At 68.0% G+C, this 23,778-nt stretch carries 27 protein-coding genes and 1 tRNA gene; 9 read left to right on the forward strand and 19 right to left on the reverse strand.

Features of this window, described 5'->3' with window-relative positions; all coding sequences use genetic code 11:
• Positions 1 to 48: 48 nt before the first annotated feature.
• The 6 genes from TPR58_RS20030 to infA form a co-directional block, all read right to left on the reverse strand.
• Positions 49 to 384, reverse strand: a complete 336-nt coding sequence (locus tag TPR58_RS20030) for a ribosomal protein L7/L12 (protein ID WP_346248534.1) — start codon at positions 382 to 384, stop codon at positions 49 to 51.
• A gap of 157 nt (positions 385 to 541) precedes the next feature.
• A tRNA-Phe gene (locus TPR58_RS20035) sits at positions 542 to 617 on the reverse strand.
• Positions 618 to 648: 31 nt separating this feature from the next.
• Positions 649 to 831: a DNA gyrase inhibitor YacG gene (locus tag TPR58_RS20040; RefSeq protein ID WP_346248535.1), complete on the reverse strand. Its 183-nt coding sequence runs from the start codon at positions 829 to 831 to the stop codon at positions 649 to 651.
• Positions 828 to 1,781, reverse strand: a complete 954-nt coding sequence (locus TPR58_RS20045) for a ribonuclease (RefSeq protein WP_346248536.1) — start codon at positions 1,779 to 1,781, stop codon at positions 828 to 830. The genes TPR58_RS20040 and TPR58_RS20045 overlap by 4 nt, the downstream gene beginning before the upstream one ends.
• Entirely contained in the window at positions 1,774 to 2,343 is a 570-nt protein-coding gene (locus TPR58_RS20050) for a Maf family protein (RefSeq protein ID WP_346248537.1), read from the reverse strand. Before TPR58_RS20050 ends, TPR58_RS20045 begins: the two co-directional genes overlap by 8 nt.
• A 58-nt stretch (positions 2,344 to 2,401) precedes the next feature.
• Positions 2,402 to 2,620 (reverse strand): translation initiation factor IF-1, encoded by a 219-nt coding sequence (infA, locus tag TPR58_RS20055; protein WP_003049127.1) that lies wholly within the window; start codon positions 2,618 to 2,620, stop codon positions 2,402 to 2,404.
• Between the two features lie 147 nt (positions 2,621 to 2,767).
• On the opposite strand from infA, the gene TPR58_RS20060 reads away from it, so the two are divergent.
• Together TPR58_RS20060 and TPR58_RS20065 are read left to right on the forward strand one after the other, a co-directional pair.
• Complete coding sequence (locus tag TPR58_RS20060; RefSeq protein WP_346248538.1) at positions 2,768 to 5,668, forward strand: VIT domain-containing protein; 2,901 nt, start codon at positions 2,768 to 2,770, stop codon at positions 5,666 to 5,668.
• A 99-nt stretch (positions 5,669 to 5,767) separates the two neighbouring features.
• Complete coding sequence (locus TPR58_RS20065; protein WP_346248539.1) at positions 5,768 to 6,178, forward strand: hypothetical protein; 411 nt, start codon at positions 5,768 to 5,770, stop codon at positions 6,176 to 6,178.
• Positions 6,179 to 6,299: 121 nt separating this feature from the next.
• Here TPR58_RS20065 and TPR58_RS20070 read toward each other — a convergent pair whose 3' ends face one another.
• The 3 genes from TPR58_RS20070 to TPR58_RS20080 all read right to left on the reverse strand — a co-directional run bounded on the left by TPR58_RS20070 (position 6,300) and on the right by TPR58_RS20080 (position 8,880).
• A complete protein-coding gene (locus tag TPR58_RS20070; protein ID WP_346248540.1) occupies positions 6,300 to 6,701 on the reverse strand; it encodes a DUF4279 domain-containing protein in 402 nt (133 codons plus the stop codon).
• A gap of 94 nt (positions 6,702 to 6,795) precedes the next feature.
• Positions 6,796 to 7,851, reverse strand: coding sequence for an NAD(P)-dependent alcohol dehydrogenase (locus TPR58_RS20075; RefSeq protein WP_346248541.1), 1,056 nt, complete (start codon positions 7,849 to 7,851; stop codon positions 6,796 to 6,798).
• 135 nt (positions 7,852 to 7,986) lie between these two features.
• Complete coding sequence (locus TPR58_RS20080) at positions 7,987 to 8,880, reverse strand: LysR family transcriptional regulator (RefSeq protein ID WP_346248542.1); 894 nt, start codon at positions 8,878 to 8,880, stop codon at positions 7,987 to 7,989.
• A gap of 90 nt (positions 8,881 to 8,970) precedes the next feature.
• On the opposite strand from TPR58_RS20080, the gene TPR58_RS20085 reads away from it, so the two are divergent.
• The 4 genes from TPR58_RS20085 (at position 8,971) to paoC (ending at position 13,909) form a co-directional block, all read left to right on the forward strand.
• The gene (locus TPR58_RS20085) at positions 8,971 to 9,960 is read left to right on the forward strand and encodes an aldo/keto reductase (protein ID WP_346248543.1); all 990 of its coding nucleotides are present in this window, start codon (positions 8,971 to 8,973) and stop codon (positions 9,958 to 9,960) included.
• Positions 9,961 to 10,100: 140 nt separating this feature from the next.
• Entirely contained in the window at positions 10,101 to 10,748 is a 648-nt protein-coding gene (paoA, locus tag TPR58_RS20090; RefSeq protein WP_346248544.1) for an aldehyde dehydrogenase iron-sulfur subunit PaoA, read from the forward strand.
• A complete protein-coding gene (locus tag TPR58_RS20095) occupies positions 10,745 to 11,695 on the forward strand; it encodes an FAD binding domain-containing protein (protein WP_346248545.1) in 951 nt (316 codons plus the stop codon). Before paoA ends, TPR58_RS20095 begins: the two co-directional genes overlap by 4 nt.
• 3 nt (positions 11,696 to 11,698) lie before the next feature.
• Positions 11,699 to 13,909 carry an aldehyde oxidoreductase molybdenum-binding subunit PaoC gene (paoC, locus tag TPR58_RS20100; RefSeq protein WP_346248546.1) on the forward strand — a complete coding sequence of 737 codons (2,211 nt, stop codon included), beginning with the start codon at positions 11,699 to 11,701 and terminating at the stop codon, positions 13,907 to 13,909.
• A 3-nt stretch (positions 13,910 to 13,912) separates the two neighbouring features.
• Here the strand turns inward: paoC and TPR58_RS20105 are convergent, their stop codons facing one another.
• From TPR58_RS20105 to TPR58_RS20120, 4 genes are all read right to left on the reverse strand, one after another.
• Positions 13,913 to 14,056, reverse strand: coding sequence for a hypothetical protein (locus tag TPR58_RS20105; protein WP_346248547.1), 144 nt, complete (start codon positions 14,054 to 14,056; stop codon positions 13,913 to 13,915).
• 178 nt (positions 14,057 to 14,234) lie between these two features.
• Positions 14,235 to 14,444 (reverse strand): cold-shock protein, encoded by a 210-nt coding sequence (locus TPR58_RS20110; RefSeq protein ID WP_346248548.1) that lies wholly within the window; start codon positions 14,442 to 14,444, stop codon positions 14,235 to 14,237.
• A gap of 186 nt (positions 14,445 to 14,630) precedes the next feature.
• Positions 14,631 to 14,894, reverse strand: a complete 264-nt coding sequence (locus tag TPR58_RS20115) for a hypothetical protein (RefSeq protein ID WP_346248549.1) — start codon at positions 14,892 to 14,894, stop codon at positions 14,631 to 14,633.
• 67 nt (positions 14,895 to 14,961) lie between these two features.
• Positions 14,962 to 15,090 carry a hypothetical protein gene (locus TPR58_RS20120; protein WP_346248550.1) on the reverse strand — a complete coding sequence of 43 codons (129 nt, stop codon included), beginning with the start codon at positions 15,088 to 15,090 and terminating at the stop codon, positions 14,962 to 14,964.
• Positions 15,091 to 15,377: 287 nt separating this feature from the next.
• Between TPR58_RS20120 and TPR58_RS20125 the strand changes: the two genes are divergently transcribed.
• Both TPR58_RS20125 and TPR58_RS20130 read left to right on the forward strand, forming a co-directional pair.
• Positions 15,378 to 15,641 carry a DksA/TraR family C4-type zinc finger protein gene (locus TPR58_RS20125; RefSeq protein WP_346248551.1) on the forward strand — a complete coding sequence of 88 codons (264 nt, stop codon included), beginning with the start codon at positions 15,378 to 15,380 and terminating at the stop codon, positions 15,639 to 15,641.
• A complete protein-coding gene (locus tag TPR58_RS20130) occupies positions 15,641 to 15,961 on the forward strand; it encodes a hypothetical protein (RefSeq protein ID WP_346248552.1) in 321 nt (106 codons plus the stop codon). The genes TPR58_RS20125 and TPR58_RS20130 overlap by 1 nt, the downstream gene beginning before the upstream one ends.
• Positions 15,962 to 16,025: 64 nt before the next feature.
• Here TPR58_RS20130 and TPR58_RS20135 read toward each other — a convergent pair whose 3' ends face one another.
• The 5 genes from TPR58_RS20135 to hisG all read right to left on the reverse strand — a co-directional run bounded on the left by TPR58_RS20135 (position 16,026) and on the right by hisG (position 21,666).
• Positions 16,026 to 18,185: a sodium-translocating pyrophosphatase gene (locus TPR58_RS20135; protein WP_346248553.1), complete on the reverse strand. Its 2,160-nt coding sequence runs from the start codon at positions 18,183 to 18,185 to the stop codon at positions 16,026 to 16,028.
• A 106-nt stretch (positions 18,186 to 18,291) separates the two neighbouring features.
• Positions 18,292 to 19,176: a thiamine-phosphate kinase gene (gene thiL / locus TPR58_RS20140; protein WP_428835742.1), complete on the reverse strand. Its 885-nt coding sequence runs from the start codon at positions 19,174 to 19,176 to the stop codon at positions 18,292 to 18,294.
• Complete coding sequence (gene nusB / locus TPR58_RS20145) at positions 19,173 to 19,634, reverse strand: transcription antitermination factor NusB (protein ID WP_346248554.1); 462 nt, start codon at positions 19,632 to 19,634, stop codon at positions 19,173 to 19,175. Before nusB ends, thiL begins: the two co-directional genes overlap by 4 nt.
• A gap of 104 nt (positions 19,635 to 19,738) precedes the next feature.
• Positions 19,739 to 21,019, reverse strand: a complete 1,281-nt coding sequence (hisD, locus tag TPR58_RS20150; protein ID WP_346248555.1) for a histidinol dehydrogenase — start codon at positions 21,017 to 21,019, stop codon at positions 19,739 to 19,741.
• The gene (gene hisG, locus TPR58_RS20155) at positions 21,016 to 21,666 is read right to left on the reverse strand and encodes an ATP phosphoribosyltransferase (RefSeq protein WP_346248556.1); all 651 of its coding nucleotides are present in this window, start codon (positions 21,664 to 21,666) and stop codon (positions 21,016 to 21,018) included. Before hisG ends, hisD begins: the two co-directional genes overlap by 4 nt.
• 61 nt (positions 21,667 to 21,727) lie before the next feature.
• On the opposite strand from hisG, the gene TPR58_RS20160 reads away from it, so the two are divergent.
• The gene (locus TPR58_RS20160) at positions 21,728 to 22,786 is read left to right on the forward strand and encodes a DUF2332 domain-containing protein (protein WP_346248557.1); all 1,059 of its coding nucleotides are present in this window, start codon (positions 21,728 to 21,730) and stop codon (positions 22,784 to 22,786) included.
• Positions 22,787 to 22,803: 17 nt separating this feature from the next.
• Here the strand turns inward: TPR58_RS20160 and TPR58_RS20165 are convergent, their stop codons facing one another.
• Entirely contained in the window at positions 22,804 to 23,709 is a 906-nt protein-coding gene (locus tag TPR58_RS20165) for an alpha/beta fold hydrolase (protein ID WP_346248558.1), read from the reverse strand.
• Positions 23,710 to 23,778: the final 69 nt, after the last annotated feature.

Below are 23,778 nucleotides of genomic sequence, written 5' to 3' on the forward strand. Positions count from 1 at the left end.
TACATCACTGAAACGCGCCGCGCCGTTCGCGGACGGATCCGCATTCGGCTAACCGCGCTCCAGCGCCTCGACCAGATCCTTGCTGTCCTTGAGGCCCATCCGGGTGGCGTCCTTCACGACCTTGATCGCCTCGATCTTGCGCCCTGCCGAGATCAGCGCAATGACCTGAGCCTCGACCTCGGGCGCTAGGGTTGTTTCGCCTTCGCCGATCGGCGCGCGCTCCGGCGCAGTCGCCTGCGGCCAATCGCGCGGCGCCGCCGGTCGATATGCGAATTGCTGCGCGCCGAGAAGCGGGTCGCGCCGGCGCGACCGACGGAGCACCAGGGCCAGCAGCAGGAGCAGGATCGCCCCGATCGCGACGAGGACGGGAATGGGGACGAACATCGCGGCTCCTGAACGACGGAGGCCGGCTGATACCGCACCTTCCGGGCGAATGCACGGGACGCCCCGCGCGCAGGCGGAGGATCAAGCGCAGGCGCTCAATGGACCAACGATACGCCCAAGTCGCGCAAGACAGGCGAAATCAGGAAGAAGGGGAAAATGGTGCCCAAGGGCGGATTCGAACCACCGACACTGCGATTTTCAGTCGCATGCTCTACCAACTGAGCTACTTGGGCACACCGGCGAAACCGCCGGGGAGCGCGCCTCTTAGTCGGCGTCCGCGTCGCTGTCCAGCCCGCTTCGCACATCATTTTCGGCCCGCTCGCCGGGGATGCGATAGCCTTCGCCCAGCCATTGCAGCAGGTCGCGATCCTTGCAGCCGCGCCCGCAGAACGGCTTGGTCGCCGGATCGGCCGGCTTGCCACAGATCGGGCAGTCGTCACGCTTCACTGTCTTGATGCTCCTCGTTCGCCGCTGCCGCTGACCAGTGCCACCTCGCCACCGATCCGGGCGGCCAGGTCGCGGGTCCAGTCGGGATGCCCGGCGATGCGCCGGCGCACGGCCTCGGACACCATATGGGTAGCCGGCAGCGGGGGCAAAAGACGGCCTATCCGCCGCAGCTCGGCGCGCGCATCCGCCCCGACCGGGTCGTCCAGCAGCAGTTCGGGCAGCGAGGCGCGGGTGCGCCGCCGGATGATCTGGAGAAAACCGAAGCCGTTCACCGCGGTCCGCTCGAACGGTTGCGGCAACTGCGCGTCGATCGCGTCGGCCACCGCCTGGCGCGCCGCCTTGTTGGTCATGGTCGGGAAGTCGATGCCGATTGATCCGGTCACGCCGTGGCGTTCCATCGCCGCGCAGACCGCACCCGCGGCGGCCAGCGACAGCGCGTCGAGCGGCCCGCTGCCGTCGACGTCGAAGATCGTCATCGCCGGGGTCACTGCCATGCGCAGCGCGCCGCCGGGAAACGCGATCTCGCCGGTGCGCGCTTCCTCCAGCACCTCGGACCAGCCCGCCGCCTCCAGCGCGTCCGCCTCGTGCGGGCGCGGGCCGTGCACCGGCAGGCCGGATGCGGCGATCCGCGCGGCCAGATCGGGGCCGGGGCCGGGGGGCAGGTCGCTGACGACCGCCTTGGCCAGCTTGGCGCGGCCGGGTTCGGGGATCGCCTCGCGCACGATCTCGACGCGCAGCCGGCCGCCCTGGGTGATGCCCGGCGGCGCGCGGTCCAGCAGCACCTCGCCGCCCTGGTCCAGCTCGACGCGATTGTCCGCGCGCAGCCTGCCGTCGGCGACGGTTCCCGCGCGCAGCCCGGGCAGTTCGATCCGCGCCTTCAGGATGCGGCCGTCCTCGACCAGCGCCGCGCGGGATTCACCGATCCCAGCCTCGTACAGCCACTCAGCCAACCGGATAGCCGGCGCTGGCCAGCAGCGCCCGCGTCTCGAACACCGGCAGCCCGACGACGCCCGAATGGCTGCCCGATAGGAAGCGGACGAACACCTCGGCGCGGCCCTGGATGGCATAGCCGCCGGCCTTGCCCATGCCTTCGCCGGTGGCGACATAGCCTGCGATCTCGGCGTCGCTCAGCCGCTTGAAGGTGACGACCGTGTCGGAGATGCGCGTGCGCTGGGTGCCGTCGGTGCCGATCACGCTGACCGCCGATAGGCAGTGATGGCGCCGCCCGGACAACAGGCCCAGCATCCGGCGAAGATCGGCCTCGTCCTCGGGCTTGCCCAGGATGCGGCGGCCGACCGCGATGGTGGTGTCGCCTGCCAGCACGATCTCGTCCGCCTCGCGCGCGACCGCCCGCGCCTTGCCCTCGGCGATGCGGCGGACATAGTCGCGCGGCAGCTCGGCCTTGAGCGGATCCTCGTCGATATCGGGTGCCGCCACGCGCGCGGGTTCGACCCCGATCCTGCGCAGCAGGTCGAGTCGGCGCGGCGAGGTGGAGGCAAGGACGAGGCGCATCGTGGCGGCTGCTATCGCTTCGGATACCGACGCGCGGCGGGCTGCCCCGCGGCGCGGATCACTTGAAGCGGTAGGTGATGCGGCCCTTGGTCAGGTCGTACGGCGTCAGTTCGACGAGCACTTCGTCACCGACCAGCACGCGGATGCGGTTCTTGCGCATCTTGCCGGCAGTGTGGCCGAGAATCTCGTGATCATTTTCGAGCCGGACACGGAACATCGCGTTGGGAAGAAGCTCCACAACCTGCCCGCGCATCTCAAGCAGTTCTTCTTTGGCCAAAAATAACCTCATGGGTGGGCGCCGAAAGTCGCGGGAGCGCATACCCCTGCACGAAGCAAAAGGGAAGCTGAGATCAGCGCGTGCTTGCACCGGGCGCCAGCCTGTTGTCATCGTGCATCAGGTGACGTGTTCACAAGGGGGTATCGGATGATCTTGCGTACGATGACTGCGATGGCGCTCGCCATCGGCTCGACCCTCCTTTCCGGCACCGCCGCGGGACAGACCGCCAACCCCAGCCTCACCGCGAATGCCGACGGCGTGCGCAGCGATCAGACAGTGCGCGAGATCGCGCTGCGGCGGATCGAGCTCTCGGTCGTGGTGCGCGGCGGGCTGGCCGAAACCGGGGTGACGGCGGTGTTCTCCAATCCCGGCACCGAAACGCTGGAGGGCGATTTCCGCTTTGCCTTGCCGGAGGGCGCGATCGTCACCGGCTATGCTCTCGATCTGGCGGACTATATGATCGACGGCGTGCTGGTCGATCGGCCGCGCGCCAAGGCAATCTACGAAGAACGGGTGCGCGGCGCGGTCGATCCGGGGCTGGCGACGGTCGGCAATGACGGCGTCTTCCACACCCGCGTCTATCCGGTGCCGCCCCGCGGCGAGCGGCGGATCCGCCTGCGCTTCGTCGCGCCGCTGGCCAGCGCCGCGCAGTCCGACGAGCTCTATTCGCTTCCGCTGGACATCGCGCCGCGCGACGGCTGGTCGATCAGCGTTTCGGTCGCGGGTGACGGACCTGCGCCCTCGATCAACTGGCCGGGCCGGTCGGTCGGGCCGATGGCACGCGATGCGAAAGGCTGGCGCGAACGCGCCGAGGGCAGGGCGCCGCTGTCGGGCATGCTCGCCATCGGCCGCGGCGCATTGCCGGCCGCGCTGCTCAGCCGCAACAGCCTGGGCGAGCGTTATGTCCAGCTGTCCGGCGCGGTGACGACCGGCACGCCGGCGCGAAGCGACAGCGTGCGCATCTACTGGGATCGCTCGCGCTCGCACGCCCGTGGCCGGCACGAGGATGAACTGCTGCTGCTGCGCCGCACCCTTGCCGCGCTCGCGCCGAAGCGGATCGAACTGGTGCTGTTCAACAGCAGCGGGGCCGATCGCCGCACGGTGTCCGGCATCGACGCGGCGATCGCGGCGCTGAAGGCGGTGCGCTACCGCGGCGCCAGCAGCTTCGCGGCGCTGACCCAGGAAAGCGCGCCGGTCGATCGCTGCCTGTTGTTCGGCACCGGCCGCCCGTCGATCGATCGTGCGGCCCGCCTGACTGCGGCGTGCCGCCTCGACGCGATCACCACTGTGCCCGACGCTGATCTGGCTGCGTTGCGACAGCTTGCGCGGCGGCATGGCGGCCAGGCGCACCGCCTGGGGGCAGACGCTTCCCTGGTCGAAAGGGCGCTGGCGGCGTCCACGCCGGGGGTGACCGACGTCGTCGATGCCAATGGCCGGTCGCTGCCCTGGATATCGGTGCCCAGCCGTGCCGGACGCTGGATGGTGCTGGCGCGCGCGCCGGAAGGCGATGCGGTCGCTATACGCATCGGCGGCGAGTCGGTGCGGGTCGACCTGCCGGCGGAGGGGGCGGCCGTCGCGTTCGAGGGCGAGGGCCAGATGCTGGCCTCGGACGCGCTGGCTTCGCTGGGGGCCAGCGAGCGGCGCGCCGAATATGTCGCGCTCAGCCGGCGTTACGGCATCGCAAGCCCCAGCCTGTCTTTTATCGTTGTCGAATCGCCCGACGATTATGTCGCCGCCGATATCGCACCCGCTGCCAGCTATCCGGCAACGTTGCGCGTGGAGTATGACAAGCAGCGGCGCGAGGCCGACGGCGAACAGGCAGAGGCACGCCGCGAGCGCATCGGGGAGGTGATCGAACGCTGGACCGAACAGGTCGCCTGGTGGGAACGCCGCTTCGATCCGAAGGCGAAGCCGCAGCGCCCAGCGGCGCAGCGCGGCGACGTGGTCCCGGCCGAGCCTGTGCTCGTACCCGTACCCGCGCCGCTGTCGATCCCGACGCCGTCCGTCCAAGTGGATTCGGTGACGGCCGACGACCTCTCGCAGCAACGGAAGCTGGCCTCGGAAGAGGGGAGCGGCGAGATCGTTGTCAGCGCACGCCGCGTCAACACCGTGCAGATCGCGATCGATGCGTGGCAGCCCGACCGCCCTTATCTCAAGCTGCTCGATGCGGCGCCCGGTGCGTTCGACGCCCGGTTCGCCGCAATCGAGACCGAACATGGCGGGGTCCCGGCCTTCTACTTCGATATCGCCGCCTGGCTGGCCAAGCGCGGCCGCACCGCCGACGCGGTCGAGATGGTGCTGGCCGCGCTCGACCTGCCCAGCGCCGACGAGAGGACCCAGACGATCGTCGCCTCGCGCCTCGAACGCTATGGCGCGATCGATCGCGCGATCGAGTTGCGCGAGCGCATCGCCGTCATCGAGCCCGACCGGCCCCAGCCCAAGCGCCTGCTCGCCCTTGCGCTGGCGCGCCGGGCGAAGCTGCGCCCCGACACCGCGAAGACGGATCTGACGCGCGCGGTTGCGCTGCTCGGCGAGGTGGCGCTGACCCCGTGGGGCAATGATTGGGACGGGATCGAGCTGATCGCCCTGATCGAGGCGAATGCGCTGATCCCGACGCTTCGCGCGCTGGGCGGCGAGGCGACGCTGGACCCCAGGCTGGTGAAGCATCTCGACACGGATCTGCGCGTCGTGGTCGACTGGGACACCAATGCGACCGATCTCGACCTGTGGGTCGACGAGCCCAATGGCGAGCGTGCGATCTACAGCAACCCGCGGACCGCGATCGGCGGCCTGCTGTCGAACGATATGACGTCCGGCTACGGACCCGAGGAGTATCTGCTGCGCCGCGCGCCAGCGGGAAAATATGGCGTGAAGGTCGACACCTATGCCAGCGACCGGATCGATCCCAATGGCGCGTCGGTGGTGACCGTCCGCCTGATCCGCAACTTCGGCCGCCCCGACGAAAGCGAGCAGAGCGTCGATATCGAACTGCTCGGCGACGATGATGGCGAGAAGCAGGTGGGGACGATTACCGTCAGGCCGCGGTGAGAGCTTAAATGGCCGTCTGAACGACGGCTTGCCGGCAAGACCCAAGTCGTAGAAATTTGATGCGAATGGGTTGTTGCTATTCGGGCGAGAGGATCAGGCATGCGGCCGACGACCATTATCTATTTCGAGAGGTTAATGTTCGCGACGCTGGCGATGGGAATCGGCCAAACAACTTTCGCATGGAATGATCTCGTGGCAATTGCCGGTTCACCCCTAGCGGTGGTGCTGAACCAGCTCTTCACGATCGGTCTCATGATCGCTTTGACGCTGCTCGTGTCTCGCGGAGGGAGCAGGATCGTGATGTGGATCTGCATCGGAATGTTCGCCTTGGGACTACCACTGCTGTTCGTGCTGGCTGCACAAGGGCTGTTACTTGGATCGAAACTCATTTTGGTGGGCCAGGCCGTTGGGCAATTTGTGGCCTTCAGCCTGTTGTTTACAACAAGCGCCAAGCGGTGGATGGACAGCAAGCGGAACCGCAACAACAAGCCGGGTTTGGTTGCCGAGTGATGGCGCCTCTCTGCCCCACCTCTACGCGCCTGTTGAGCGGCCACGGGTAAGAGAGTCCGTTACAGGTGCCCAAGGCGGAGACGGCCAGACCGACCATGCGCCACTGACGGGCGGCGACCATTCAGAAAAGCGTTTGGATCCCGAGATCTATGCCGATGCGGGCCATGGTCGAGAGGAGCGGAACATCGAACGAGTCGCCGCGGCCATCGCCGCGCTCCCATATGATGTAAAAGCTGACTTTTCCGCCGGTGTCGCGCAACTGACGGATGAACTCGGTACTGCTCTCAAGCGTCGTGAGAACGTCAGCAAGATACCTGCTGAGCTCTCGTCCCCCGCCATCTTCCAGGTCGAACACGCAATAGCTTTCGCGATATCGGCCTTCCAATGGGATGCCGTTCGGCCTGACGCGCTGATCGCCGACCTTCCAGTATCTCTTTGGCGGCAAGCCGAAGCCCGCGATAATGTCCTGCGGGTCAGCATCGGGGTGCCAGATCTGAAGCGAGACGCTGTAGCTGTTGCTCATCCACCCATGTACCCTGCCCGGGCCACAATGCGAACGCCCCGCCCGGGTGGACCCGGACGGGGCGCTGCTTGAACCGGCGTAGCCGGCCGCGAACTCAGCCGTTGGCCATCGTCGCGATGTCGATGACGAAGCGGTATTTCACGTCGCTCTTCACCATCCGGTCATAGGCGCGGTCGATGTCCTGGGCGGCGATCGTCTCGATCTCGGCGACGATCCCCTTTTCGGCACAGAAATCGAGCATCTCCTGCGTCTCGGCGATGCCGCCGATCAGCGATCCGGCGATCGACCGGCGCTTGAAAATCAGTGCCGACACGTCCGGGGCGGGGTGCCTGTGCTCGGGCACGCCGACCAGCACCAGTGCGCCGTCGCGCTTCAGCAGCGCGGTATAGGCGTCCAGGTCGTGGCTGACCGCGACCGTGTTCAGGATCAGGTCGAAGCTGTTGGCATGCGCCGCCATCTCGTCGGCATTGCGCGACACGATCACCTGGTCGGCGCCCAGGTCGAGCGCATCCTGGCGCTTGGCCTCGGAGGTGGTGAAGGCGACCGTCTCGGCGCCCAGCGCATGGGCGAGCTTCACGCCCATATGACCCAGCCCGCCGATGCCGACGATGCCCACCTTCTTGCCGGGGCCCGCCTTCCAGTGGCGCAGCGGCGACCAGGTGGTGATGCCGGCGCACAGCAGTGGCGCGACCGCGGCAAGCTGGTCTTCGGAATGGCGGATCTTCAGCACGAACTTGTCGCTGACGACGATGCGCTGCGAATAGCCGCCCAGCGTATGGCCGGGGGCGTCGGGCGTCGCGCCGTTATAGGTGCCGGTAAAGCCATTCTCGCAAAACTGCTCCAGCCCCTCGCCGCACGACGGGCAATGCTGGCAGCTGTCGACCATGCAGCCGACGCCGACCGTGTCGCCGACCGCGAAGCCGCTGACCGCAGTGCCGACCGCGGAGACCGTGCCGACGATCTCGTGACCGGGAACGCAGGGATAGTGCGTGCCGGCCCATTCCGACCGGATGGTGTGAAGGTCCGAGTGGCAGACGCCGCACCAGGCGATGTCGATCTGAACGTCGTGGGGGCCGGGCTCGCGGCGCGCGATCTCGATCGGCTCCAGCATGCGGTCGGCGGCATAGGCGCCATAGGCCTGGGTGACCATGATATGTCCCTCTTTATGGATGATTTCGGCAACCGCGCCTCGCGTCGGTTACAGCGGTAATATGGGGAGCATGATCGTCGGCGATTAGGGCGGCTGGGCGGCATGCAGTGATGAACCCGGTTCATCACTGCATGCTTATCCCCGCACGCGCAGCGCCTCGACCAGCAGCGCGAAGGCGGGCGATGGCTGCCGCCGGCTGGGATAATAGAGATAATAGCCGGCAAAGGGTTCGCACCAGTCCTCCAGCACGCGGACCAGCCGGCCGTCGGCGATGTGCGGCAGCACCTGGTCCTCGACCACGCAGGCCAGGCCGAAGCCCGCAGCCGCCGCCCGCAGGATCATGGCGACGTTGTTGAACACCAGCTGCCCCTCGACGCGCACCTTCAGCTCGCGTCCGGCCTTGCTGAACTCCCAGGCATACAGGCCGCCCAGCGTCGGCAGTCGCAGGTTGATGCAGCTGTGCGCGGTGACGTCCTGCGGCATCCGCGGCGTCCCCCGCCGCGCGAGATAGTCGGGCGACGCGACCACCGCCATCCGCTTCTCGCCGCTGACCGGAACCGCGATCATGTCGCGCGCGACATGCTCGCCCAGCCGGATGCCGGCATCGAACCGCTCGGCGACGATGTCGATCAGGCCAAGGTCGATGCTCACCTCGACGCACACGTCCGGATAATGCGGCATCAGCCGCTCGATCGCGGGCCACAGGATCGTCTCCGCGGCATGCTGCGCACAGGTGATCCGGACCGTTCCCGCGGGCTTGTCGCGCAACTCGCTGAGCGCCGACAATTCGTCGCTGATCCGGTCGAGCGCGGGGCGCAGCGTTGCCAGCAGTCGCTCGCCCGCCTCGGTCGGCATGACCTGGCGCGTGGTGCGGGTGAGCAGCCGCACGCCCAGCCGCGCCTCCAGCCGGCGCAGCGTATGGCTCAGCGCCGATTGCGAGGTGCCCAGCTTCGCCGCGGCGCGGGTGAAGCTGCGATCCTCGGCGACCGCCGCGAAGGCGTTGAGGTCGAGCAGATCCTCGCGCTTCATTGATGAATCTCCAATATCGCTACATGCGCATCTATAAACCTAATCGCCACCTGTCATCGCGCCCATATCCACCGCGAAGGAGACACGGGCATGCGCACACGCATATTGGGAAAGAGCGGGCTGGAGGTTTCGGCGATCGGGCTTGGGTGCATGGGGATGAGCCATGCGTACGGCGCGCCCAAGGACCGCGGCGAGATGATCCGCGTGCTGCGCGGTGCGGTCGATCGCGGCGTGACCTTCTTCGACACCGCCGAAGTCTATGGCCCCTATACCAATGAGGATCTGCTGGGCGAAGCGCTGCAGCCGCTCCGCGACCGGGTGACGATCGCGACCAAGTTCGGCTTCGCGATCGACGACGCGTCGCGCGGATCGGGCGTGGACAGCCGGCCCGAGCATATCCGGGCGGTGGCGGAGGCGTCGCTCACGCGGCTGCGCACCGACGTCATCGACCTGTTCTATCAGCATCGCGTCGATCCCGCGGTTCCGATCGAGGACGTCGCCGGGACGGTCGGCGACCTCATTCGCGAAGGCAAGGTGCGCCATTTCGGCCTGTCCGAAGCGGGCGCGGACACGATCCGCCGCGCGCACGGCGTCACCCCCGTCACTGCGCTGCAGAGCGAATATTCGATCTGGTGGCGCACGCTGGAGGCGGAGATCCTGCCGCTGATCGAAGCGCTTGGGATCGGCCTGGTGCCGTACAGCCCGCTCGGTCGCGGTTTCCTGACCGGAGCGATGAGCGCCGACACCGAATTCGAGAAGGGAGATTTCCGCGCCGGATTGCCGCGCTTCTCGACCGAGGCACGCGCCGCGAACCAGGCGCTGGTCGACCTGATCGCCGGGGTCGCGGCGGGCAAGGGGGCGACGCCGGCGCAGGTTGCGCTTGCCTGGCTGCTGGCGCGCAAGCCCTGGATCGTGCCGATCCCCGGAACCACCCGGCTCGATCGCCTGGACGAGAATATCGGGGCGACCGAACTCGTTCTGGACGAGGCGGACATTCGCGGCATCGACCAGGCGGCCTCGCAAATCGAGGTTCAGGGCGATCGCTATCCCACGGCGCTGGAGCGCATGACCGGGCGGTGACGCGACCTGAATGAACCAAGCGGTCGCATGGTGGTTTGATGAATGACGGATGTGACCGCATGCCGTCTGCTTGGGCTGGTCCTGCCTCGGATCCTGAGGCACGATCATCCCAACCGGGCTGAACAGGGAGCAAGGCGGAGATGAATCGCGGATCGCTGGAGCTTTCCAGGCGCGGGATGCTGGTTTGCGGCGCCGCCACGGCGGCCGCTGCCGCGGTGCCGGGCGCCCAGGCACAATCGGATGAGGATGCAAGCATGCAACAGGCTGCACCCACGCGCATGCCGGTATCGTTCGAGGTGAACGGCAGAAAGCGGGAGATCGAGGTCGATACGCGCACGACGCTGCTCGACGCGCTGCGCGAGCATCTGCACCTGACCGGCAGCAAGAAGGGCTGCGACCATGGCCAGTGCGGCGCCTGCACCGTGATCGTCGATGGGCAGCGGATCAATTCCTGTCTCAGCCTGGCGGTGATGCACGAGGGGGACCGGATCACGACGATCGAGGGGCTGGGCACGCCCGACAAGCTGCATCCGATGCAGGCTGCCTTCGTGAAGCATGACGGCTATCAGTGCGGCTATTGCACGCCGGGTCAGATCTGCTCGGCAGTCGCGGTGCTGGGCGAGATCAAGGCGGGCATCCCCAGCCATGCGACCGCGGACCTGAACGCGAAACCGCGCGCGACCAATGCCGAGATGCGCGAGCGGATGAGCGGCAATATCTGCCGCTGCGGCGCCTATTCCAACATTCTCGATGCGATGACCGAAGTCGCCGGCGGAGGCCGCAAATGAGGCCGTTCACCTATGAGCGCGTGACCAGCCCGCAGGAAGCCGCCGCGGCAGCGGCCCGGGTGCAGGGTGCCCGCTTCATCGCGGGCGGCACCAATCTGCTCGACCTGATGAAGCTGGAGATCGAGGCGCCGACGCACCTGATCGATGTCAATGGCATCGGCCTCGACACGATCGAGGCGACCAGCGAGGGCGGGCTGCGCATCGGCGCGCTGGCGCGCAACACCGCGCTGGCGGCCGACAAAAGGGTGCGCAAGGACTATGGCGTGCTGTCGCGCGCGGTGCTGGCGGGCGCCAGCGGCCAGTTGCGCAACAAGGCGACGACCGCGGGCAACCTGCTCCAGCGGACGCGCTGCCCCTATTTCTACGACACGCGCCAGCCCTGCAACAAGCGCCAGCCCGGCTCGGGCTGCGCCGCGATCGGCGGCTATAGCCGCCAGCTGGCGGTGATCGGGTCCAGCGAGGCGTGCATCGCCACCTATCCCGGCGACATGGCGGTGGCGATGCGGCTGCTGGATGCGGGGGTCGAGACGGTCAAGGGTGACGGTGCGACGCGCACCATCCCGATCGCCGAGTTCCACCGCCTGCCGGGTGATACTCCGCAGCTCGATACCGCGCTCCAGCCGGGCGAGCTGATCACCGCGGTGACATTGCCGCCCCCGCTTGGCGGGCGACACGTCTATCACAAGGTGCGCGACCGCGCGTCCTACGCCTTTGCGCTGGTGTCCGTCGCGGCGGTGATCCAGCGCGACGGCAGCGGGCGGGTCGCGGTGGGCGGCATCGCCCCCCGCCCGTGGCGGGTCGAGGCGGCGGAGGCCGATCTGCCGCGCGGCGCGAAGCCGGTCGCGTCCGGACTGCTTGCCGGCGCGAAGCCGACGCGCGACAATGCGTTCAAGGTGCCGCTGGTCGAGCGTACGCTCGCCGCGGTCATCGCCGAAGCGAGGGGCTGAGCCATGAAGTTCGAGAAGCCCGAAGGCGCCAACCCGATCGACCGCATGGCCGTGGTCGGAAAGCCGCTGTCCCGGATCGACGGCCCGCTCAAGACCACCGGCTTCGCGCCCTATGCCTATGAACGGCATGATGTCGTTCCGAACCAGGCCTATGGCTATCTGGTCGGATCGGCGATCGCCAAGGGCCGGATCCGCCGCATCGACACCGCCGAGGCGCGACGCGCGCCCGGCGTCGTCGCGGTGGTGACCTCGGAGAATGCCGGGACGCTTGCCTTGTCGCAGAGCAATGTCGCGAAGCTGCTCGCCGGCCCCGAGATCCAGCATTACGACCAGGCGGTCGCCGTGGTGGTGGCCGAGACGTTCGAACAGGCCCGCCATGCCGCCGGGCTCGTCCGCGTCGACTATGCCCGCGACAAGGGCAGCTTCGACCTGGCCGCGACCCGCGACAGCGCGCCGATGACGAGCAGTTCGGGCCGGCCGGTGCCCGAACCCTATGTGATCGGTGATTTCGACGGCGCCTTCGCCAAGGCGCCGGTGACGATCGATGCGACCTATTCGACGCCCGACCAGAGCCATGCGATGATGGAGCCGCACGCCTCCATCGCGGCATGGGACGGCGACCGGCTGACCTTGTGGACCTCGAACCAGATGATCGCCTGGGCGGTGCGCGACCTTGCCAAGACGCTGGGCATGCCCGCCGAGAAGATCCGGGTCCTGTCGCCCTATGTCGGCGGCGGCTTCGGCGCGAAACTCTGGATCCGGTCGGACGCGGTGCTTGCCGCGGTCGCGGCGCGCGTCGCCGGGCGTCCGGTGAAGCTGGCGCTGGCGCGACCGCAGGTGATGAACAACACCGTCCACCGGCCCGCGACGATCCAGCGCATCCGGCTTGGCGCCGAGCGCGACGGACGGCTGACCGCGATCGGGCACGAGAGCCTGTCGGGCAATTTGCCGGGCGGACGGCCCGAAGGCGCAACCGCGCAGACGCGGCTGCTCTATGCCGCCGCCAACCGGATGACCGCGCTGCGGCTCGCGGCGCTCGACCTGCCAGAGGGCAATTCGATGCGTGCGCCGGGCGAGGCGCCGGGGATGATGGCGCTCGAGATCGCAATGGACGAGCTTGCCGAAAAACTGGGCCTGGACCCGGTCGCGCTGCGCGTGCTGAACGATACGCAGATCGATCCGGAAAAGCCCGAGCGGCGCTTTTCGGAGCGCCAGCTGGTGAAGTGCCTGGAGGAAGGTGCGGCGACGTTCGGCTGGAGCCGGCGCAACCCGCGGCCGGGCCAAGTGCGCGACGGCGCCTGGCTGGTCGGGATGGGCATGGCGGCGGCGTTCCGCAACAGCCCGACGATGAAGTCGGGCGCGCGCGTCCGGCTCGAGACGGGCGGCGCGGTGACGGTCGAGACCGACATGACCGATATCGGCACCGGCAGCTACACGATCATCGCCCAGACCGCGGCCGAGATGATGGGCGTGCCGGTCGACAAGGTGACCGTCCGGCTGGGCGATTCCGCATTCCCGGTATCGGCGGGATCGGGCGGGCAGTTCGGCGCGATGAATTCGACCGCCGGCGTCTATGCCGCCTGCGTGAAGCTGCGCGAGGCGGTGTCGGCGAAGCTCGGCTTCAATGCCGGCGATGCGGAATTTTCCGGCGGACGGGTCAAATCGGGCAATCGGGCGGTGCGTCTGGCGGACGCGGCAAAGGACGGTCCGCTCTCGGCCGAGGATTTCATCGAATATGGCGACCTGACCAAGACCTATCAGCTCTCGACCTTCGGCGCGCACTTCGTCGAGGCGGCGGTGCATGCCCATACCGGCGAGATCCGGGTGCGGCGGATGCTGGCGGTGTGCGCGGCGGGACGCATCCTCAATCCCAAGTCCGCGCGCAGCCAGGTGATCGGGGCGATGACGATGGGCGTGGGGGCCGCGCTGATGGAGGAGATGGCGGTCGACAAGCGCTTCGGCTTCTTCGTCAACCACGACCTCGCCGGCTATGAGGTGCCGGTCCATGCCGACATCCCGCACCAGGAGGTGATCTTCCTCGACGAAGCCGACGAATATTCCTCGCCGATGAAGGCAAAGGGGGTGGGCGAACTCGGCATCTGCGGCGTCGGTGCGGCGGTGGCGAACGCGGTCTACAACGCCTGCGGGGTGCGCGTGCGCGACTATCCGGTCACGCTCGACAAGCTGATCGACCGACTGCCTGCCCTGGCCTGACGGTCAGGAGGCGTCCGGCGCCTCGCCGTGTTCCCTCGGCTCGCGATCGGCATAGAGCCGATGTTCGCGACGCAGGCGCCGGTGATAGGTCCGTTGATGGGAATGGTGGATCCGATAGGCGATGGTTCCCGCGACCGCGACGATCATGAGGACAATCAGCGCGTAGGCGAGGATGAGTCTGGGTTCCACGGCACGGTCCTCGTCGGCGGTTCGTCGCCGCGTCGGCTGAAACGCGAACGGGCGGGTGCGACCTGTCGCACCCGCCCGTTCGTATCGGCGATACGTCTGCCGGCCCGCGCCCCAAGGCGTCAGGCCGGCAACGCGATCAGTCTTGCGCCTGCAGGTTCACCGCGGACGACTTGCCGCGCTGGTCCGCTTCGATCTCGTACGAGACGCGCTGGTTCTGCTGCAGCGTCGACATGCCGGCGCGTTCGACCGCGCTGATATGGACGAAGCTGTCATTTCCGCCGCCTTCGGGAGAAATAAAGCCATAGCCCTTGTCGATATTGAAGAATTTTACGGTGCCGATCGGCATAGGATGTTCCTTTCACGAAACACGAGGGAACCGTCCGCAGGGGTGCGGACGATGCAAGGCAGCGAGAAAGGGAAGATCGGCGAAGCGCGTCAATTTCCGTCGCAGGCGACGATACGCGATTCATATGGGGACGGGCGCAGGATATTCAAGGGCCGGGCGAACAAACCCGCGCGGCCCTTGTTCCGGTCACGCGGTCACGAACCCGCGATCGGGATTTTCGCTCAGCGCGCGCACGTCGCTCGCTCGCATCCCGTCATCGCCGTCGTCCTGCTCGACGATCAGGATCTGCCGCGTCTTGCGGGTTTCGCGCAACAATGCGGCGGCGCCTTCCTTGGCCCAGGCGGTTGCTGCGGCATTCGCCTTCGAGCGGACGTTCTCGAGCGTGGCGGCGGCAGCGAGCGTGCGCTGATAGGCTTCCTGGGTACGGCACAGGGTGAGGGTGGGCTGCATGATTGGTCCTTTCAGGATCGGGCGGCGACCGCGCATCGGCGCATCGCAGGTATCGGCGGCTATCGGCTTATGACTTGCGCGTCTCCGGATCGGCCGGCTTGCCCTTTTGCGACGGGTTCGACGCATTCTGCTTGGGCGGCTCGACCTTCTTGGGCTTGCGGGCTTCGCGGCTGCTTTTCTGCTGACCTTTGGCCATGAAACTCTCCTTGAGACGAGGGTGTCGATCCGGTCCGTTTCAGGCGCAAGCCGTCATCAGGGCAGGGGGGCGAACAATCGCGGGATCTGGAATACGGGTCGAGGGCACGGGGATGCTCCACGTCCGAGCGGGAGCACGATGCGACTCTCAGCCGCGCCATGCTCGTGAGCGGTCGGCGCGATAGTTTCCATATGGGGAGCCGGCAGGGCTTTCGCCAGTGCCGGACGCGAAGAAGCGCGCCGGGAACGCTGGCACCCCGGGCGGGTTGAGACGCGACGGAGGAATTCATGGCGAATGGCTGGGCACCCGATGGCGCGGTGCAGGATCAGATCGACGACACCGTGGCGGACGCGGTGCGCGGCGCGCGGGCGCGGATGGCGGCGGGCGAGGGCGCGCGCTTCTGCGACGATTGCGGCGACGAGATTTCGCAGGCGCGGCGCAAGGCACAGCCGGGCAGCCGGACCTGCATCGCCTGCCAGCGCGAGCGCGACGCGAGCATCGCGCATTCGACGATCAACCGCCGCGGCAGCAAGGACAGCCAGCTGCGCTGATGGCGAAGGAGCATCCGGTCACGCCCGACGGCCGCTATTTCGTCGTGCGCGGCCGATTATGGCGCAGGAAAAATCCTGCGCTGCCCCAGGCCCGCGCGGCCGAACTGGTTCGCGACCTCATGCGCGCCCGCCGCGCCGTCGCGACGAGCCGGAAGGCCGGGGACCGGGCAGCCGAGGATGCCGCCCACGCCGCGGTCGATGCCGCCAAGGTGGCGCTGGGCGAGCGCGGACCGGTCTGGTGGAAAGACGGCGCCCCCGACCTCAACCGCCACATGGCGCGCACCACCGTCTATGCCGACTGGTTCGCCGGCCTCGACTGAAACCTGTTGTACACTCGTAAAACAACACCCCGCCCGGATCGCTCCGGGCGGGCCATGGGGTCGATCAGACGGTGCCGCCACCCGCGAGTGCGGCGAGCAGCAGCAGCGCGACGATGTTGGTGATCTTGATCATCGGGTTCACCGCCGGGCCGGCCGTGTCCTTGTACGGATCGCCCACGGTGTCGCCGGTCACGGCAGCCTTGTGCGCTTCCGATCCCTTGCCGCCGTAATTGCCGTCCTCGATATATTTCTTGGCATTGTCCCATGCGCCGCCGCCCGAGGTCATCGAGATGGCGACGAACAGGCCTGAGACGATGACGCCCAGCAGCATCGCGCCCAGCGCGGCGAAGCCCTGCGACTTGCCGCCCACCTCGGCGATGATGAAATAGACCGCGATCGGGCTGAGCACCGGCAGCAGCGAGGGAATGATCATCTCCTTGATCGCTGCCTTGGTGACGATGTCGACGGTGCGGCCGTAATTGGGACGACTGGTGCCCGCCATGATCCCCGGATTGTCGCGGAACTGGTTGCGGACATCCTCGACGACAGATCCCGCCGCGCGGCCCACTGCGGTCATGCCGAACGCGCCGAACAGATAGGGGAGCAGCGCACCGAGCAGCAGCCCGACGATGACGTAGGGATTGCTGAGCGAGAAATCGACCGGACCGGTGAGGCCGAGCGCGACCGAATAATGGTCGAGATCGGTGGTATAGGCGCCGAACAGCACCAGCGCCGCGAGCGCCGCCGATCCGATCGCATAGCCCTTGGTCACCGCCTTGGTCGTGTTGCCCACCGCATCGAGCGCGTCGGTCCGGTGCCGGACCTCGTCCTCGAGGCCCGCCATCTCGGCGATGCCGCCGGCATTGTCGGTGACCGGGCCATAGGCGTCGAGCGCCACGACCATGCCGGCCAGCGCCAGCAGCGCGGTGGCGGCGAAGGCGACGCCGATGATGCCCGCGATCTGATAGGTCGAGATGACCGCGACGACGATCACGAGCGTTGGCAGCGCGGTCGATTCCAGGCTGATCGCCAGGCCCTGGATGACGTTGGTGCCGTGGCCGGTGACCGACGCCTTGGCGATCGACTTGACCGGACGATAATTGGTGCCGGTGTAATATTCGGTGATCCACACCAGCAGTCCGGTGACCGCCAGGCCGATCATCATGCAGTAGAACAGCTTCATGCCGGTAATCTGGATCACCGCCGGATTGGCCGGGTTCGCGCCGCCGATCGTGCCGATCTCGGCATTCATGCCCAGATTGGCGGACCCCAGTGCCCACGCCGTCGCGAAGTAGATTGCCGGGATCGACAGGATCACCGTGGTCCAGAAGCCCTTGTACAGCGCCCCCATGATCGACTGGTTCTTGCCCAGCCGGACCATGTAGGTACCGATGATCGAGGTGATGATGCACACGCCGCCGATGATCAGCGGCAGCGCCATCATCGCGATCAGCACCTGGCCGACGAGCGCCTCCATCAGCAGCGCGATCGACACCATGGTGAGGCCGATGGTGACGACATAGGTCTCGAACAGGTCGGCCGCCATGCCGGCGCAGTCGCCGACATTGTCGCCGACATTGTCCGCGATCACCGCCGGATTGCGGGGATCGTCCTCGGGAATGCCCGCCTCGACCTTGCCGACCAGGTCGGCGCCGACATCGGCGGCCTTGGTGAAGATGCCGCCGCCCAGGCGGGCGAAGATCGAGATCAGCGACGCACCGAACGCCAGCGCCGTCAGCATCTCGATCACGACGCGCGAATTCGCTTCCTCGCCGGCGACCGCCACGAAATACCAGAACAGCCCGGCGATCGAGAGCAGGCCGAGGCCGGCCACGAGCATGCCGGTGATCGCGCCCGAGCGGAACGCCATCGTCAGGCCGCCCTGGAGCGAGCCGCGCGCAGCCTCCGCCGTGCGGACATTGGCGCGCACCGAGATGTGCATGCCGACGAACCCGGCGACTCCCGACAGGATGGCACCGACTAGGAAGCTGACCGTCGCGATCAGGCCGAGGGTCAACGCGAGCACCACCGCGACGATGACGCCGACCACGGCGATCGTCAGATACTGGCGACCCAGATAGGCCTTAGCCCCCTCCTGGATGGCCGCCGCGATATCCTGCATCTTTTCGTTGCCGGCGGGTGCCCTGAGCACCTGGCCGCTGGTCACTATTCCGTACAAGACGGCAAGCACGCCGCAGGCAATGGCCGCATAGACGATCGTCATACGCTTGGATCCTTCCCCTAAGTCCTGCCGGGCCCCCGCTTCGTTTGCGGCGGGATCACCCCTGGACCTTCAAGGTATAGAAGGGAAAGGACCGAGCGCAAGCGCCTCAGGTCGCGTGGGAAAAACCCAGCGAGTCCGGGAGCATGACGGGGCTGCCGGCCGATGTCAGTCTCAGCCCGGTGCCGTTGTCGAACCGGCCGATGCACGTGGCCGCGACCGGGGGCACGAAGCCGTCGGGGGCGGCGAACAACAGTTCATAGTCATCGCCCGCGGTCGCCGCCTCGACCGGCGATCCCGGATAGTCGGGCGCGAGCGGCAGCCGATCGAGCGCGATCTCGACCGCCAGCGCGCTTGCCTCGGCCATGCGCAGCGCGTCGATCAGGACGCCGTCGGAGACATCCATCATCGCATGGACCAGAGGGGCGAGGTCGAGCCCTTCGGCCAGCCGGGGTTCGGGCCGGCGATAGCGTGCCAGCAATCGCTCGGGTCCGGTCCCGCCGCGCGCGACAGCAAGCCCGGCGCCGGCGTCGCCGATCGTGCCGGTGACCCAGAGCCGGTCGCCCGCGCGCGCGCTGCTGCGCACCGGCACGCGCGCACCGGCGCGGCCGATCGCGGTCAGGCTGTAGCTGCGCGGCGCCCCCTTCGGCATCGCGACCGTGTCGCCGCCCAGCAGCGGCATGGCATAGCAGGCAAGCGCCTCGCCCAGCCCGCGCAGGAACGCCGCATCCCAGCCGGGTTCGCCCGACAAGGCATGATTGAGCAGGCATCCCTCGGGGCGGGCGCCCTTGGCCGCAAGGTCGGACAGGTTCACCGCGGCAAGCTTCCATCCGACGCTCTCGGGCGGATCGGTCGCGAGATAGTGGACGCCCTCGACCATCGTGTCGGTGGTCAGGATCAGATCGCCCAGCCGGGCGGTGTCGTCGCGCAGCGCACCGGCGCCGTCATGGAGCGGCAGGGTGCGCAGCGCGGCGATGAACTCGGCTTCGTTCAGGCGCGGACTTCCTTGGCGAGCGCGTCGAGCAGGCCGTTGACGAAGCCTTTCTCGCGGCGATCGTAGAAGGCGTCGGTGACGTCGAGATATTCGTTGATGACCGCGCCGACCGGAACGTCCTTGCGCGCGATCAGCTCATAGGCGCCGGCGCGCAGGATCTGGCGCATCGGCTTGTCGAGACGGTCGAAGCTCCAGTCGTCGGCCAGCTTCGCGGCGATCAGCGCATCGATCTCCTCGCGGCGGGCGAAGACGCCCTTCACGATATCGTCGAAGAAGGTGACGTCGGCCTCGGCATATTCGACATCCTCGATCGTCGCGCCCAGCCGGTGCTGGTGGAACTCGTGGAGCAGGTGCGGCAGCGCGGGCTTCTCCATCTCGAGCTGATAGAGTGCCTGGACGGCGGCGAGGCGCGACGCGGAGCGCGCCTTGGAACGGGATTTTGCGGTCGGACTAGGCATGATTCGAATTCCCTTACTCCCTTCTGGCCGCTTGTCGAAGTCGCGGCCTCCGCGCGGCAGTGCCGGCGAAGGGGCCATCGACCGATCGGCAGGCGCAGAACGGGCTATTGGTTCAGGCGGATGGAGACGGATCGGGCATGGGCCGGCAGGCCCTCGGCCCCCGCGAGCGCGACCGCGGCGGGGCCGATCGCGGCGAGGCCGGCCTCGTCGAGCGCCAGGAAGCTGGTGCGCTTCATGAAGTCGAGTACCGACAGGCCCGAGGCGAAACGGGCGCGGCGCCCGGTCGGCAGCACATGGTTGGGACCCGCGACATAGTCGCCGATCGCCTCGGGCGTGTGGCGGCCGATGAACACCGATCCCGCGTGGCGGACCGCGTCGAACAGCGCCTCGGCATCGTCGCAGGCAAGTTCGAGATGCTCGGGCGCGAGCCGATCGACCAGCGGCAGCGCATCGACCAGATCCGGGACGACGATGATCGCGCCATTTGCGTCCCAACTGGTCCGCGCGGTCGCACCCGTCGCCAGTACGGCGATTTGACGGTCGACCGCTTCGGCGACGCGGTCGCCGAACGCGGCATCGTCGGTGAACAGGATCGACTGGCTGGTCGGGTCGTGTTCGGCCTGGCTCAGCAGGTCGGCGGCGATCCATTCGGGGTCGTTCTTTGCGTCGGCGACGACGACGATCTCGGACGGGCCGGCGACCATGTCGATCCCGACCACGCCGTACAGCTGGCGCTTCGCCTCGGCGACCCAGGCATTGCCGGGGCCGGTGATGACATCGACCGGCGCAATCGTCTCGGTGCCATAGGCAAGCGCGGCGATCGCCTGCGCCCCGCCGATCCGCCAGATCTCGTCGACGCCGGCAAGGTGCGCGGCGGCCAGCACGAGCGGGTTGATCTGACCGTCGGGCGCCGGGGTGACCATCACCAGCCGGCCGACCCCCGCCGCCTTGGCGGGCAGCGCGTTCATCAGCACCGAGCTGGGATAGGCGGCGCGGCCGCCGGGGACGTAGACGCCGGCGGCATCGACCGGACGCCAGCGGGCGCCCAGGCGGATGCCGGCCGAGTCGATCTCGTCGCGATCCTCGGGCTTCTGCTTGAGGTGGTAGGCGGCGATCCGCTCCGCGGCGAGTTCGAGCGCGTCGCGCAACTCGCTCGGCAGGCCCTCCCATGCGGCAAGGCAGTCGGCGCGGTCGATCCGCCAGTCGAGGCTGTGGCGATCGAACCGTTGGGTGAGGTCGCGCACCGCGGCGTCGCCCTCGTCGCGGACGCGGGCGACGATCGCTGCGACGTCGCGCGCGACATCCTCATCGGCTTCGCGCCGGGCATCGACCAGCGCGGCGAAGGCGGTCGCGAAATCGGGGGCCGAGGCGTCGAGGCGGATCATGCGACTGCCTTCCGGAAGGCGTCGACCAGCGGCACGACCTCGGTGGCGCGGGTCTTGAACGCGGCGCGGTTGACGATCAACCGGCTGGTGACCTGGGCGATCACCTCGACCTCGACCAGGCCGTTTTCCTTCAACGTGCGGCCCGAGGAGACGAGGTCGACGATGCGCGGCGCCAGGCCCAGCACCGGCGCCAGCTCCATCGCGCCGTTCAGCTTGACGCATTCGGCCTGAACGCCGCGTGCCTCGAAATGCGCCTGGGTGACGTGCGGATATTTGGTGGCGATGCGGACATGGCTCCAGCCGCGCGGATCGTCCCTGGCCGCCAGGTCGGCGGGCTCGGCGACCGACAGACGGCAATGGCCGATGTCGAGGTCTACGGGCGCATAGAGCTCCGAATAGGCGAACTCGGCGATCACGTCCGATCCAACGATGCCAAGCTGTGCCGCGCCGTGCGCGACGAAGGTCGCGACGTCGAATGCGCGCACCCGGATCAGGTCGATTCCGGGGGTGTTGGTGCGAAAGCGCAGCGCCCGGCTGCCCTCGTCCGCGAAGGCAGGTTCGGGGATGATCCCGACATGCGCGAGCACGGGCAGGCACTCTTCGAGGATGCGGCCCTTGGGTACGGCGATGATCAGCGGCTCTTGCATGGTGCGCGGGCTTTACTTGTGGGGGGATGCAGGCGCAACACGCCGCTTAGCGGAGGTGCGCATGACGGAAGCGGTGCAGGCGGCGTTCGAGAACCAGATCGACTATTGCCGGAAGAACGATGCCCCGATCACCGCGCGGGTGGTCGAGAGCATCGCCGCTGCGCTGGGCGAGGACACGCCCTTCACGAACGCCATTCGCGACTGGCCGGGATCGAATCCGCTGTCGGATGCGCTGCCGCTGCGCGCGGCTGGCGGACTCCATTCGCTCTCCCTGTCGGGCGCCGAGCCGGCGCTTGGCCCGCTCTATCGCGGCGAGGCCGACGGGATGGCCAATGCCGAGTCGCTGGTAGGCGCGGCGATCGCGGCGCACGGGCCGGCGCTGATGCCCTGGCTCGACGGGCCGCCGCAGACCAACGAGGCGGGGCGGTCGAGCAACTATGCCGCGGCGATGCTGTGGCTGGCGGCGCAGGGGCTGTCGTCGCGCTTCGACGGGATCGAGATCGGATCGAGCGCCGGCATCAACCTGATGATGGATCGCTATCGCTACGATCTGGGCGGCGTGCTGGTCGGACCGGAGGATGCCGAGATGCGTTTCGCGCCCGAATGGCGCGGCCCGCCGCCGCCCGCCCCGCCGTCCTCTGGGCTGGAGATCGTCCATTTGCGCGGCTGCGATGTCGCGCCGGTCGATCTGGGCGATCCGGCGCAGCTGCTGCGGCTGAAAGCCTATGTCTGGCCCGAGCATCGGCAGCGATTCGAACGGCTGGAGATTGCCGGCCGGCTGGCCGCGGCGAAGGCGTCCGATCTGGTTCGGGCGGATGCCGACGTGTTCGTCGAGGCGGCGCTCGCACTGCCCCAGGCCGCGGGGACGACCCGCATCGTGATGCACTCGGTCGTCTGGCAATATCTTGGCGAGGCGCGGCAGGAGCGGATCACCCGCGCCATCGAGGCGGCGGGGGCGGAGGCGGATACCGACCATCCGCTGGCATGGATCGCGCTGGAGGCGAACCGCGATACCTATCAGCAGCATGAACTCGTCGTGCGCCACTGGCCGGGCGACGGGCAGCCGCAGGTACTCGCTCGGTCGCACGCGCATGGGGCGTGGATCAACTGGCTCGCCTGAACGGGCGAGGGGCGGGCTTATCCCTCGCCGGCAACCGGATTGGCGGTCAGCCACTGCCGGATCGCATCGTTGACCGCTTCTTGCTTCTCCCACGGCACGAAGTGACCCGCATCGATCTTCACGATCGTCAGCTTCGGCACCTGCGCGTCGAGGCCATCGAGCTGGCTGGGCAGCAGGGCGGAATCGTTCATCCCCCAGATGACCAGGGTCGGCTGGGTCACCGGCGGGAAGGGCCCGTCGAGCCAGGCCGGGCGTTCGGGATCCTCGTCCAGGGCGGGGACCTTGATCATGCTGGCGCGGTACCAGTTGAGCATCGCGGTCATCGCGCCGGGCTGGCGCCATTCGTCGAGATAGGCGGGCTTTTCCGGAGCGATCAGCGCCGGGTCGACATGCTTGGCGAAGCTGGTGTCGAAGAAGGTCTCCAGGCCGATCCGCTCGATATGCTTCTCGATATCGGGATTGCGGAAGGCGGTCATATACTGGCTGGCGGCGCGCTGGGCCGGGTCGTCGAACAGCGTGCGCTGAAAGATCAGCGGGTGCGGCGCGTTCAGGATGATCAGCCGCTCGATCCGGCCGGGATTCTGCAGCGCCGCCATCCAGGCGATCGCCCCGCCCCAGTCATGGCCGACCAGCGTGAAACTGCCGATGCCGAGATGATCGGCCAGCGCCAGCAGGTCGGAAACGACCATCTGCGGCGCGTAATTCTCGACCCCCTCGGGCTTTGACGAGCGGGCGAAGCCGCGCTGATCCGGCGCGACCACGAAATGATCGCGTGACAGCTCTGCCAACTGGTGGCGCCAGGTGCGATGCGATTCGGGAAAGCCATGGAGGAAGATCATCGCCGGCCGGGTCGGGTCGCCGGCGATGGCGACGTCGAGTTCGACCCCGGTGGGGAGCGCGATACGGGTCAGGGCGTCGGACATGTCTCTCTCCTGTTTATGCGCTCTGCGCGAACGCGGGCTGAGCCCGGGTTCTGCGGCGATCTTGTCTTG

The sequence above is a fragment of the Sphingomonas rustica genome, from assembly GCF_039652585.1.
In the GTDB taxonomy this organism is placed as follows: Bacteria; Pseudomonadota; Alphaproteobacteria; order Sphingomonadales; family Sphingomonadaceae; genus Sphingomonas; species Sphingomonas rustica.